This is a genomic window from Nitrospirillum amazonense (genome assembly GCF_007828045.1).
In the GTDB taxonomy this organism is placed as follows: domain Bacteria; phylum Pseudomonadota; class Alphaproteobacteria; order Azospirillales; family Azospirillaceae; genus Nitrospirillum; species Nitrospirillum amazonense_C.
Genome location: NZ_VITN01000010.1, coordinates 172233 through 184992, shown reverse-complemented (window position 1 = coordinate 184992; position 12760 = coordinate 172233). Strand labels below are relative to the sequence as shown.

At 69.5% G+C, this 12760-nt stretch carries 10 protein-coding genes; 3 read left to right on the top strand and 7 right to left on the bottom strand.

Features of this window, described 5'->3' with window-relative positions; translation table 11 throughout:
* Nucleotides 1-2: 2 nt before the first annotated feature.
* From mltG to FBZ89_RS17100, 6 genes are all read right to left on the bottom strand, one after another.
* Nucleotides 3-1040: an endolytic transglycosylase MltG gene (gene mltG / locus FBZ89_RS17125; RefSeq protein ID WP_145751100.1), complete on the bottom strand. Its 1038-nt coding sequence runs from the start codon at nucleotides 1038-1040 to the stop codon at nucleotides 3-5.
* Nucleotides 1037-2308: a beta-ketoacyl-ACP synthase II gene (gene fabF / locus FBZ89_RS17120; protein ID WP_145751099.1), complete on the bottom strand. Its 1272-nt coding sequence runs from the start codon at nucleotides 2306-2308 to the stop codon at nucleotides 1037-1039. The genes mltG and fabF overlap by 4 nt, the downstream gene beginning before the upstream one ends.
* A 178-nt stretch (nucleotides 2309-2486) precedes the next feature.
* Nucleotides 2487-2723, bottom strand: coding sequence for an acyl carrier protein (locus FBZ89_RS17115; RefSeq protein ID WP_004272228.1), 237 nt, complete (start codon nucleotides 2721-2723; stop codon nucleotides 2487-2489).
* A gap of 259 nt (nucleotides 2724-2982) precedes the next feature.
* Nucleotides 2983-3720, bottom strand: a complete 738-nt coding sequence (fabG, locus tag FBZ89_RS17110) for a 3-oxoacyl-[acyl-carrier-protein] reductase (RefSeq protein ID WP_145751098.1) — start codon at nucleotides 3718-3720, stop codon at nucleotides 2983-2985.
* Between the two features lie 37 nt (nucleotides 3721-3757).
* A complete protein-coding gene (gene fabD, locus FBZ89_RS17105; protein WP_145751097.1) occupies nucleotides 3758-4696 on the bottom strand; it encodes an ACP S-malonyltransferase in 939 nt (312 codons plus the stop codon).
* A gap of 206 nt (nucleotides 4697-4902) precedes the next feature.
* Nucleotides 4903-5883, bottom strand: a complete 981-nt coding sequence (locus FBZ89_RS17100; protein ID WP_145751096.1) for a LysR family transcriptional regulator — start codon at nucleotides 5881-5883, stop codon at nucleotides 4903-4905.
* Nucleotides 5884-6002: 119 nt separating this feature from the next.
* On the opposite strand from FBZ89_RS17100, the gene FBZ89_RS17095 reads away from it, so the two are divergent.
* The 3 genes from FBZ89_RS17095 to FBZ89_RS17085 all read left to right on the top strand — a co-directional run bounded on the left by FBZ89_RS17095 (nucleotide 6003) and on the right by FBZ89_RS17085 (nucleotide 10745).
* Nucleotides 6003-6959, top strand: coding sequence for a DMT family transporter (locus tag FBZ89_RS17095; RefSeq protein ID WP_145751095.1), 957 nt, complete (start codon nucleotides 6003-6005; stop codon nucleotides 6957-6959).
* Nucleotides 6960-7132: 173 nt separating this feature from the next.
* Nucleotides 7133-8323: a DUF3142 domain-containing protein gene (locus tag FBZ89_RS17090; protein WP_186457407.1), complete on the top strand. Its 1191-nt coding sequence runs from the start codon at nucleotides 7133-7135 to the stop codon at nucleotides 8321-8323.
* Nucleotides 8310-10745, top strand: coding sequence for a hypothetical protein (locus FBZ89_RS17085; protein WP_145751093.1), 2436 nt, complete (start codon nucleotides 8310-8312; stop codon nucleotides 10743-10745). Before FBZ89_RS17090 ends, FBZ89_RS17085 begins: the two co-directional genes overlap by 14 nt.
* Here the strand turns inward: FBZ89_RS17085 and FBZ89_RS17080 are convergent.
* Complete coding sequence (locus FBZ89_RS17080) at nucleotides 10738-12675, bottom strand: phospholipase D-like domain-containing protein (RefSeq protein ID WP_145751092.1); 1938 nt, start codon at nucleotides 12673-12675, stop codon at nucleotides 10738-10740. The genes FBZ89_RS17085 and FBZ89_RS17080 overlap by 8 nt on opposite strands.
* Between the last annotated feature and the right edge of the window lie 85 nt (nucleotides 12676-12760).

Sequence of the window (12760 nt, the reverse complement as noted above, 5' to 3'; positions counted from 1 at the left end):
CATCAGCGCTGCGCCTTTTCCCGCAGGTCGCGCCATTTGTCGACGTTGCGGTTGTGCTCGGCCAAGGTGGCGGCGAAGGCGTGGCCGCCGCTGCCATTGGCGACGAAGTAGAGGTCGTCGCTGGTCAGCGGGTTGGCCACGGCCCGCAAGGCCTCGCGCCCCGGGTTGGCGATGGGGCCGGGCGGCAGGCCGGCCACGGCATAAGTGTTGTATGGTGACGCCACCGCCAGATCGGCGTGGGTCAGCGGGCGGCCCAGGGGCCCGGCGCCGTTGGTCAGGATATAGATGACCGTCGGGTCGGACTGCAGGCGCATGCCCAAGCGCAGGCGGTTGTAGAACACGGCGGCGATATGCGGCCGCTCGGCCGGCACGCCCGTTTCCTTCTCCACCAGCGAGGCCAGGGCCACCATCTCCTCTGGTGACTTCAGGGCGACACCCGCCGCGCGGCCGACCCAGATCTCGTCCACCGTCTTGCGCATGGCGGCCTGCATGCGCTCCACCATCTGCGCGCGGCCATAGTTCAGCCCGAAGAAATAGGTTTCGGGCAGCAGGCTGCCTTCCGCCGGCTTTTCCGTGATGGCGCCGGACAGGGCGGGTTCCGCCTCGATCAGCGCCACGATCTGGGCGGAGGTCAGGCCTTCGGGTATGGTCAAGCGATGGACCACGGTCTTGCCGCTGCGCAGCAGGGCAACCGTGTCCTTTAGCGAGACATGGGCCGGAAAGGCGTATTCGCCGGGCCTCAGCACCTGGCTGCCCACACCCAGCGCGCTGCTGATACGCACAGCCGCGACGAAGTCGATGTCGCCACGCACCACACCGGCCTCAGCCAGACTCTGCCCCATGGCCTGCAAGCCGCCGCGCGAGGAGACGATAACGGTGCTGTCCTGGGACAGAGGGCCCGGATCGGCATAGCGGTGATAGCCGACCCAGGCCAGCGCGGCCGACACCAGAACGGCCAAGGCCGCCGCCTGAAACAGACGGCGGCCCAGGGAAGACGCGGGCCGGGATTTGGGTCCCGGGGCCGGAACCTTGTCGGTCACGAGCCGGTGTATTCCTTGACGATCAGCGAGGCGTTGGTGCCGCCGAACCCGAAGGAGTTCGAGAGCGCGGCCCGCACGCGGCGCTTCTTGGACTTGTGCGGCACCAGGTCGACACCGGCGCACTCATCGGACGGGTTGTCCAGATTCAGCGTCGGCGGCACTTCCTGGTCGCGGATGGCGAGCACGGAGAAGATCGCCTCGATGGCGCCCGCCGCCCCCAGCAGGTGGCCGGTGGCCGACTTGGTGGAGGACATGGAGGCGGTGCTCAACGCCTCGCCGAACAGGCGCTTCACGGCGCCCAGCTCGATCAGATCGCCCAGGGGGGTGGAGGTGCCGTGGGCGTTGACGTAATCGATGTCGGCCGGGGTCATGCCGGCGCGCTTCAGCGCCATGGCCATGGAGCGGTATCCGCCATTGCCGTCATCCGCCGGGGCGGTGATGTGGTGGGCGTCGCCCGACAGGCCGTAGCCCACGACCTCGGCGTAAATCTTGGCGCCGCGGGCCTTGGCGTGCTCCAGTTCCTCCAGGACGACGACGCCGGCGCCCTCGCCCATGACGAAGCCGTCACGGTCCTTGTCGTAGGGACGCGAGGCCTTCTCCGGCGTCTCGTTGAAGCCGGTGGACAGCGCACGGGCGGCGGCGAAGCCGGCCACGCCCAGGCGGTTGATCGCGGCCTCGGCGCCGCCGGCGACCATGACGTCGCAGTCATCCCACATGATCAGGCGGGCGGCGTCGCCAATGGCGTGCGCCCCGGTGGAGCAGGCGGTGACGGCCGAGTGGTTCGGGCCCTTGAAGCCATGGATGATCGACACGTGGCCGGAGACCAGGTTGATCAGGGCCGACGGGATGAAGAAGGGGGAGATGCGGCGCGGGCCTTTTTCGGCCAGCAGCAGCGATGTTTCGTAGATGGATGACAGGCCGCCGATGCCGGAGCCGATCATGACGCCGGTGCGCTCACGATCTTCTTCCGACTGCGGCTCCCAGCCGCTGTCCTTCACCGCCTCGGCCGCCGCGGCGACGCCGTAGATGATGAAGTCGTCCATCTTCTTCTGGTCCTTGGGCGGGACCGACAGATCGGGGTTGAAGGTGCCGTTGGTGCCGTCGCCCCGGGGAACCATGCCGCCGATCTTGGCCGGCAGGTCGGACACGTCGAAGGTGTCGATGGCGCGGATACCCGACTTGCCGTCGAGCAGCTGTTTCCACGAGTGCTCAACGCCCGTTCCCAGAGGGGTAACCAACCCGAGACCGGTGATGACGACGCGACGCATGGGTCAGACCTGTACCTAGTTCCAGAAGAAAGTTGGGCCTGGAATCGGATTCGTGGGGAATCCCAATATCCGGTGTTCGCCTAGGCCCCGCAAAAACCAGCAAGGGCTTTTCCGGTTCCAGACGCCACGCCAGCGCGGTATCGGCGGCGCGGCGTCTGAAGCCCGGGAAAGTAGGGGATCAGCCCTGCTTGCTGGAAATGAAGTCGATGGCGTCCTTCACGGTCAGGATCTTCTCCGCCGCGTCGTCCGGGATCTCGATCCCGAACTCTTCCTCGAAGGCCATGACGAGTTCAACGGTGTCGAGGCTGTCGGCACCCAGATCGTCGATGAAGCTGGCGGTGTCGGTGACCTTGCCCTCTTCCACACCCAGGTGCTCGACGACGATCTTCTTCACCCGTTCGGCGATGTCGCTCATTTCCTATACCTTCCCGAATTTCAAAGTTGGGGTTGTTTACTGACTTGTTCTGATCGGCGTGGGCACGTCCGGCAGGACGAATTCGAGCGCCCATCCTTTGGAAAAGTGCCGTCAGATACCACAGGTAGGCGCATCTTGCCTAGCGCCCGCTGGCCCTTGGACACTCAACAAAGGGGGACACCCCCGCCAAGATTGGGCCCCGCCGATACTTAGGGGCGCGTCGCGAAAGGACAAGCCCCCATGACCCGCGGGAACCCGATCAGATCATGGCCATGCCGCCGTTGACGTGCAGCGTCTGGCCGGTGACGTAGCCGGCCTCGGTGGAGGCCAGGTAGAGCACGGCGGACGCGATCTCGTCCGGCGTGCCCAGGCGACCGGCCGGCACGCCGGCGGTCAGCTTTTCCTTCTGCGCGTCGGGCAGCACATCGGTCATCGCGGTGGCGATGAAGCCGGGCGCCACGCAGTTGGCGGTGATGTTGCGCGAGGCGACCTCGGCAGCCAGCGCCTTGGTCATGCCGATCATGCCGGCCTTGCTGGCGGCATAGTTGACCTGCCCCGGGTTGCCGGTGACGCCGACGATGGAGGTGATGCCGATGATGCGGCCCCAGCGGCGCTTCATCATGCCCTTCACCAGGGCGCGCGACAGGCGGAAGGCCGCCGTCAGGTTCACGTCGATGACCGACGCCCAGTCATCATCCTTCATGCGCAGGATCAGGCCGTCGCGGGTCAGGCCGGCGTTGTTCACCAGGATGTCCACCTGGCCCAGTTTGGCCTCCGCGTCCTTGGCCAGGGCCTCCACGGCTTCCGGATCGGACAGGTTGGCGGGCACGACCACGGCGCGGCCGCCCAACTCGGTGGCCAGGGCCTCCAGGGCCTCGACCTTGGTGCCGGACAGGGCAACGGTGGCGCCGGCCTGGTGCAGGGTGCGGGCGATGGCGGCGCCGATGCCGCCCGAGGCGCCGGTGACGAGCGCGGTCTTGCCGGTCAAATCGAACATGGGATGGTCCCTATCGTTCTCTATGAGGGGTTCAGGCTCAGGCCTTGAGGAAGGCTTCGATGTCGGCGGGCAGGCCCAGCGATACGGCCGTCATGTCCTTGTCGATGCGCTTGGCCATGCCGGCCAGCACCTTGCCGGCGCCAAGCTCCACCAGCTGTTCCACGCCCTGTTCCTTCATGAACAGCACGCTTTCGCGCCAGCGCACGGAACCGGTGACCTGTTCCACCAGCAGGCGGCGGATCTCGGCGGGGTCGGTGACGGTGCTGGCGATGACGTTGGCCACCAGCGGCACGCACGGCGCCTGGATGGCGGTGCCGGCCAGGGCCTCGGCCATGGCGTCGGCCGCCGGCTGCATCAGCGGGCAATGGAAGGGGGCGGACACCGGCAGCAGCACGGCGCGCTTGAACCCGCGCTCGGCCGCGATGGCGATGGCCCGCTCCACGGCCGACTTGTGGCCGCTGATGACCACCTGGCCGGGGGCGTTGTCGTTGGCGGCGGCGCAGACCTCACCCTGGGCGGCATCCTGGGCGATGGCGCGGGCGGCCTCGAAATCGGCGCCGATGATGGCTGCCATGGCGCCCACGCCCACCGGCACGGCGCGCTGCATGCTCTGCCCGCGCAGCTTCAGCAGGCGGGCGGTATCGGCCAGGGTCAGGGCCCCGGCGGCGCAGAGCGCGGAGTATTCACCCAGCGAGTGGCCGGCGACGAAGCGGGCGGCCTTGGCCAGATCCAGCCCGCCGTCCTTCTCCAACACCCGGGCCACGGCCACGGACACGGCCATCAGGGCCGGCTGGGCGTTCTCGGTCAGGGTCAACTCGTCCAGCGGGCCCTCGAACATCAGGGCGGACAGCTTCTGCTTCAGCGCCTCGTCCACCTCGCCGAACACATCGCGGGCGGTGGCGAAGGCGTCGGCCAAGTCCCGGCCCATACCCACGGCCTGGCTGCCCTGGCCGGGAAACACGAAAGCGCGAATCATGTGCGAATACCCTGGAAGCTCAATTCCGGTGCGATGCCCCGTGCCCCATACACGGGCCACGGTGGGAAACCCCGCCGCAGCCTGATGCCGGCACCGCAAGTCGCGCCATGCATACCGCCTGCAATCAATCTGTCAATCATCATTGCAGGAGGCGGCCCCGGGTTTACGTGGGCTGCGCCAGGGGTTTTGGCCTATCCAGACAGCATTCAGGCCGCCGTCCAGGGGATGAAGGGCCTGCCATGCCCCTCCGGCGTCTCCGGGTTCAGGAAGGTCTGCAGCGCCTCCACCGACACCTCGGCCTCCGCCGCGATGCGCCGCGCCAGTTCCGCGGCGGCGTTGCGCATGCGTCCCGGCGGGCGGTCCAGCCAATAGCTGGTGGGGTTGAGCGCCGTGCGCGGATCCACCTGCACCACCCGGCCGCTGCGCAGCTTGGACCGCACCAGCGGCGGCCGGGCCAGGGCGATGCCCAGCCCGCAGACGCAGGCGTCCAGCACCAGGTTGTAGTCCTCGAACCGCCGGTCCTGCGGGCGCGGCCTATAGTCCAGGCCGTGGGCCGCGAACCAGGTGCGCCAGCCCGACGCGTCGGAGTCGTGGATCAGGGGGAAGGCCAGCAGGCGTTCCGGATCGCCCTGGCCGATCTCGGCCGCCAAGCCGGGAGCCGCCAGCGGGTAGCACCATTCCTCGAACAGCTTCAGCGATACACGGGCCGGCATGGCGCCCCAGCCGCAGCGGATGGCCAGGTCCATGCCTTCATCCGCCAAATCAAGCGTGCGGTGGTCCACCGACAGCAAGATTCGGAGTGCGCCGCCGGGGTCCACCTCCCTACCCTCCAGGCCTGCGAGCCGGGGCATGAGCCACAGCCCGCAGATGGAGGGCAGCGAGGTCAACCGCACCACCGCCGTCCCCCGGGGTTCCGTCCAGCGGTTGGAGGTGTCGGCGATGAGGGCGAAGGCCTCGGCGGTGCGCTGGAACAGGCGCTGTCCGTCCGGCGTCACCACCACGCCGCGCGCCTGGCGATGGAAGAGGCGCAGGCCCAGCCATTGCTCCAGCTTGGCGATCTGCCGGCTGACGGCGCCATGGGTGACGTTCAGGGTCTCCGCCGCGGCGGAGAAACTGCCCGTGCGGGCCGCAGCCTCGAACGCGCGCAGCGCGTCCAGGGGCGGCAAGGGATGGGAGCTGTGATCCATGCTCACAGTTGGCTGCCGATTTCGTCGATTGTCAATCAGCTGTGGCCAGGGCGTACTGACGCCGTGTCGTTCCGTATCCCCCTCCCCCGAGTGAACGCATTCGTGTGAAAGCGCCCCCGATGTCCGCCACGCCGCTCGCCCCCACCTGTGACTCCGCCGCAACCGTCGGCCTCGCGCCCTCCAAGGGGAACCGGCTGGACGGCGGCACCCTAGGCATCGTGGTGGTGACCGTCATCATCTGGGCGTCCGCCTTCGCCGCCATCCGGGCGGGCCTCAAGGCCTTCGGCCCGCTGGAACTGGGGGCTGCGCGATTCTCCATCGCGGCGGTGCCCGCGGCCCTCTACCTGCTCATCAGCCGGCCGGCCCTGCCGCGCCTGGGCGAGGTGTGGCGCTTCGCCACCGGCGGCCTGCTGTTCGTGGCGTTGTACACGGCGCTGCTGAACATGGGGGAACGCACGGTGTCCTCCGGCGCCGCCGCCTTCATCATCAACATCAACCCCATCATCACCGCCGTGCTGGCCTCCTTCCTGCTGGGGGAGCGATTCGGCCGCTGGGGCTGGGTCGGCACCGCCGTGTCCTTCAGCGGCATCGGCCTCATCGCGCTAAACGAGACAATGGGGAATGAGGCGGTGGGCAGCGGCGCCGGGCTGCAGCTGGGCTGGGGCGCCTTATTGGTGCTGGGGGCCGCCCTGTGCAACTCCATCACCACCGTGGTGCAGAAGCCGCTGTTCGCCCGGCACAAGCCTTTGACCGTCTCAGCCAGCAACATGGTGGTCGGCGCCCTGGCCCTGTCGCCATGGCTGCCCGGCGCCTATGCCCAGGCGCAAACCGCCCCCCTGCCCGGCCTGATGGCGGCCCTATATCTGGGTGTCATGCCCAGCCTGGTCGCCTACGCCACCTGGACCATCGTGCTGTCGCGCATGCCCGCCGCCCGGGCCAGCAATTTCCTTTATTGCGCGCCGCCCCTGGCCATGCTGCTGGGCTATGTCTGGCTGGGCGAGGTGCCGACCGTAATGGGCATCATCGGCGGCCTGATGGCGCTGGGCGGCGTGGCCATCGTGAACCTCAAGCGCTGAGGCTATCCCTTTAAGGTGAGGGGGAATTCCGTTTCGGCGGGGCCGGCGCGACGGTAGAATGCGTCCGTCCCGCCTACCCTGCCGCCCGCCCCCATCCCATGCCCCTGCCCAGGCCCCGGATCCTTCTGGCCGCCCTGACCTTGATATGTGCCGGCGCCGCGGCGGCAAGCCTGATGCCGTCCCGACCCGCGCCCGTTTCCGCTCCTCTGTCCGCCCCCTTGCGTAACGACATTTATGTCTGGCAGCGCGCCTGGACCCCTGCGCTGGGCCAAGCCATGGACCGCGCGGCGCCGGATGTCGCCGCCTGGCGGGTGCTGGCGGCGGAGGTGTCGGCGGAGGGGCGCACGGCCCCTGTGCTGCTGAACGATGGACGGTTGGAGGCCTTGCGCGCGCATCTGGCCGGGCGGCCGGTCATCCTGGTGGTGCGCATCGACGGCCGCGTGGGCGACACCGACCCCGCCCCCCTGGTAGCGGCGGCCCTGGCGCCGCTGGAGCGCTGGCGCCGGGCCGGGGTCGCGGTGGCGGGCCTGGAGATCGACCATGACTGCCCGACATCACGCCTGCCCTTCTATGCCCGGTTTCTGAAGGAGCTCCACGCACGGCTGGGCGGCACGCGCCTGTCCATCACCGCCCTGCCCACCTGGCTGCCGGCCCCCGCCCTGACCGATGTGGTGGCGGTGCCGGATGAGGTGGTGCTGCAGGTGCACGCCGTGGCCGCCCCCACCGATGGTTTGTTCAACCCAGCCCAGGCCGCCCACTGGGTGGCCGCCTATGCCCGGCGCTTCACCACCCCCTTCCGTGTCGCCCTGCCCGACTATGGCGCGCGGGTCAGTTGGAACGCCGACGACAGCCTGGCGACGGTGGAGGGGGAAACGCCCCTGCTGGCCGGCGGCGCGCACGCCAATGAACTGATGGTCCGGCCCGCCGATGTGGCGGCCTTCCTGAACGACCTGCGCGCCAAAGCGCCGCCCAACCTCAAAGGCATCGCCTGGTTCCGCCTGCCCACCGCCGATGACCGCCGCGCCTGGTCGCTGGCCACCTGGGCGGCCGTGGCGCGGGGGGAAACGCCCCTGGGCCATGTCGTGGCGCGGGCCGAGGCCACGACGACGCCCGGCCTGTCATCCCTGGTGCTGGCCAATGACGGCACCGCCGATGCCAAGTTGCCGTCCGGCCTGGACCTGCCCGCCGCCTGCCCCCTGGGCGACGGCGCCAACGGCTATGCCCGCGATCCCCTGGCCCCCCAGGCCACCCCCCGCCTGGTGCGCCTGTCCCCCGGCCTGCTGCCGGCCGGCGGGCGCCGGGCCGTGGGCTGGCTGCGCTGCCCCGATTCCCCCTCACCTCCGGTGATCCATGTCCGCCCGTAAGCATCGCGTCCTTACCCTGTCCGTCCTGTTGCTGACCGGTGCCGCCGGCATCGCCATCGCCTGCGGGCCCGACTTCCCCTGGCAGTTGCTGGACCGGCGCGAGGTGACACTGGCGGAGACGCCGGCCAACCCCTTCGCCTGGGAAGCGGCGCATCTGGTGCCCGCCCCCACAGACATGATGAAGGCGGTGGAGAACCGCTGGGCGACCGATGACACCCGGGCCAAGCTGCGCACCGACGCCGAAACGGCGGGCTTGGCGCCCGACGCGCTGGGCCTGATCGCCGCCATGCGCGCGGCCGGGGATGGCGACAAGGCCTATGCCCTGGGGGAAAAGCTGCCGGCCGCCGTGCGGCTCTACACCGCCGCCGCCGTGGATTATAAGGCCGGCCGCCTGGACCGGGCCGCCGCCCGCTTCCAGGCGGTGCTGGACCTGCCGGCGGCCGAGGGGGCCACCCGCGCCGTCTGGGCCGCCTATATGCTGGGCCGGGCGGCGGCGCTGCGCGACCAGGCGGACGCGGCGCTGGCCGCCTTTGCCAAGGCCCGCGCCCTGGCCCAGGGCGGCGCCCCCGACCCGCTGGGACTTGCCGTGGCCAGCCTGGGGGAGGAGGCGCGCGTGCGCCTGGCGCAGGCGGGGCTGTCCCTGGTGACGACGGCGGAGACGGACGACGACACGGTGGCGGACAGCCTGCCGGCCACCCTGCGGCTGGAGGCGACCAAGCCGCTGGATGGGGCCGCCTTGTCCCAGGCCATCAGCCTCTATGCCCAGCAGGCGGCGCACGATTCCTATAACGGCGTGTCGTCCCTCAACATCATCGCGCTTTACCTGCTGGAGAATTCGGATCCGCTGAAGGCCGCCGTCACCGACCCGCTGGTGCAACGCCTGCTGGCCGCCCATGTGCTGGCGTTCGAGGAGGATTTGCCGCGCCATGCCAAGGAATGGGACGCCCGGCGGCATAATCCCAGCGAAACGTACAAGGCCCCGCCGACCCCGCATCTGGCGGCGCTGACCACCGCCTTGGCGGAAGCCCATATCGGGGATGCCGGCGGCCCCGCGCCGGCCGCCGCCGACCAGTTGGCGGCCCTGGCCTACCGCAAGGGCGACTATGACCTGGCCGGCCGCCTGGCGGCGATGCGGCCGGGGCCGCTGGCCAGCTGGGTCCAGGCCAAGCTGGCCCTGCAGAAGGGCGACCTGGCGCAGGCGGCCGACCTGTATGCCCAAGCGGCGGCCGCGTTTCCCACCACCGGTGACAGCCCCCCGGGAAGCGCCCTGTCGGCGGCCGAGCGCGGCCGTCTGGCCGGTGAAGGCGGCACCGTGGCCCTGGCGCGAGGGGAGTACGTGGCGGCGCTGGACCAACTGATGCCCATGGCCGACACCTATTGGGGCGACGTTGCGCACATCGCGGAACGGGTGCTGACCGTCGATGAGCTGAAGGCCTACGTCGATGCCAAGGTGCCGGCCAGCGTCGTCGCCGGCTGGACGCGGACGGTCGATAACAAGCAGTGGCCCAACACCCTGCTGGACACCATGGGCGTGGGTTACAAATACGATGAGGAGGCGGACCGCCTGCGCTACCAGGGCGCGCCCCTGGCCTTGCGCAGCCTATTGGCCCGCCGCCTGATGCGGGCGGGACGGGGCAAGGAGGCGCTGGCCTACTATCACAACCCGGCCGTGGCCCTGGACGCCCGCGCCTACCTGGACGCGCGGGAGGATGCCGGCAACGCCTGGTGGGCCGCCAGCCGCGCCCGCGCCTGGTTCCAGGCGGCGCAGCTGGCCCGCACCCGGGGCATGGAGATCATGGGCACCGAAGGCCCGCCGGATGAGGCCGCCCTGGATGGCGCCTACGATTTCGGCATCGGCCAGGCCATGCTGCCGCCCGCCGGGGCCACCTACGTCACCGATGGGGAACGCAAGCGCTTCGCCGACAGCGCGCCGCAGCCGGACCAGCGCTACCACTATCGCTTCATCGCGACCGATGCCGCCGAGCACGCGGCCGACCAGCTGCCGCGCACCAGCCAGGCCTATGCCGCCACCCTGTGCTGGGCGGTGGCTTATGCGCAGGATCAGAGGATCGCCACCTGGACCGACGATCCCGCCACCATCGAGGATCCCTACTGGCAATCCGTCGTCCGCCGCATCATCGAGCGCGACAATCAGGCTCAAGGCCGGGTGGCCGCGCTGTATCAGCGCTACGTGAGGACCGGGCCGCACCAGGCCTGGGCGGCACATTTCGGCCGGGCCTGCCCGGCGCCGGATTTCGACGCCGCCGCCAAGGAATGGTGGCAAGCGCCGGCCCGGCAGGCGCATCGCTGGATCCGGCACAACCACCGCAAGGCCTTGGTGGGCGGGGCCGCGATCCTGGCGGTGCTGGCGGCCGGCACCGCCCTGCTGCTGGTCCGCCGCCGTCGCCGCCCCATCAGCTGAGGAAGTAGGCCAGCTCCTTGCCCTTGTCCCCGGACAGGTAGGCGTCCTGCCATTGGTCGTTGGTGGACAGGAAGCCGCCCTGCGGAGTGGTTGGCACCGGCTGGCCCTTCAACAGGGCGTCCCGCTCCCGCTCTTCCAGGATGGCCCGCTGGCGGTAGTGCTCATAGACGTCCAGGACATGGACGGCATAGGCCTGGGCCAGCGGCTGGTTGCCCTGGATGATCAGCAGGTTGTCGTCATTGGCGTAGGACGCCTTGTAGCCCAGGTTGTGACTGCCGGTGATGACCACGCAGTTAGGGGAGAAGGGATCGATCACCACGATCTTGTCGTGGATGATGGCGGCACCGGCGGTCAGCAGCTCCGGCTGCAGATCGCCCGTGGGCATGTCGATGGCGGCGGCGCGCACCACCAGCACCTGCGGCGCGTCCTTGGGCGCGTAGACGGAGGGCTTGGGGATTTTGGCACCCTGGGCATCCGTATCGTCGCCCCCGTCATCGCCGCCGTTGGCGTCCCCCTCGATGGGCAGCGCCTGCGGGCTGCTGACGGCGCCCATGACCATCAGGTCGGGGCGCTGCTTGCCCAGATCCACCGCCGCCTCGATGATGCTCTGCTTGCCCTCGACGGACGGGTAGAAGGTCAGGAACAGGATGGCGTGCTGGGCCTGGTCCATCAGTTGGAACACGTCGGCCAGGTCCGGCGGCGTGGCCGCCGTCTTGGTCGTGGCCAGGGTGGTCGGCGCGCACCAGACGCGGGGGTTGCCGGCAGAATCCGGATAAGCGTGGCTGTCGGCCCGGCGCAGGGGCTTTTGCTGGACGTTGTGGTTGGGCGCGCCGGTGTCCGCCTGCACCGGGAAGCTGGCCGTGTCCGTCTTCAGCCGGTTCCAATACTCCAGGTAGGCCTGCGCCAGGACGGTGTCCTGGGTGAGGATGGTGTTGTTGGACTGGGTGCACAGGCCCGTGGGCGTCCAGTTGGTGCTGCCGGTCAGCAGGGCCAGCGGCGTGTCGTTGGCGTCCGTGCGCACCAGGAACTTGTTATGGCCGATGTGGGCGCTGTTGTTGAACAGCCGGTCGATGACCTCCCCCGCCGTGCCGTGCAGGGCCTGGCGCGCCGCCTGGTTGGTGCGGTCCCAGGCGGGGTTGGTCTTCGTCGCCTCCCCCGCTGTCGACAGGATCAGGTGCAGGCGGTCGCCCAGGCCCGTCAGGCCGGCCACCAGTTCCGGGTCCGACAATTCATAAAGGGCGGCGTAGACCTTGTCGCCCGGTTCCACCTGGCCCAGGAAATCGGTCAGGGTGGGCAGCACGTCCCCGGTCAGGAAGGTGCGGATGGCGTTGCCCGGCTGTCTCACCTGGTCCAGGACATAGCCTTTACTGGGCGCCTGGCCGGCGGGGGTGTGCAATTGCTGGCGCAGGTTCTGCGTCGACAGGATGCCGTTGGTGAAGACGGCGGTGAAAGCGCCATAGGTCCAGGTGACGGTGATGGGGTTGGTCACCACCGCGTCGCCGCAGATGAACAGCGGCCGCGGCGTGCCGGTATAGGCGCCGGGCTGGGCGCTGCTGAACGTCTCCGTCCGCTTGACCCAACCGGCAACCGGCTCACGGCCTGGGGCCTCAAAGCCGACAGGAATGATCTCATAGTGGCAGGTGAAGGGCTGACGCACCGACAGGCTGTCGCGGCTGCGCCGCAGGGTCAGGTCGCGCCAGGAGAATTTCTGGATGGGCCAGACGCTGCTGTCCTGCTGCTGCCAGTTGGGATTGGACTGGTCCGTGAACGCCACCCAGGTGGGCAGCAGGCGGCGTTCACCATCCTCGTGCACGCGCACGATCATGAAGCCCAACAGGCCGTCGATGCGGGCCGTGGGGCTACCCATGGGGCGCCACGCCAGATAGGCCACTTCGTTGTTGCACCAGGCGCGCGCGGGAACCTGAGACATGGGCGACCTCCATCACGGCGGGGGAGGTCATGGTGCGCCCGGGATATGACGGTTGCGACCATAGCGTGCATGCCTGTCGATGTAC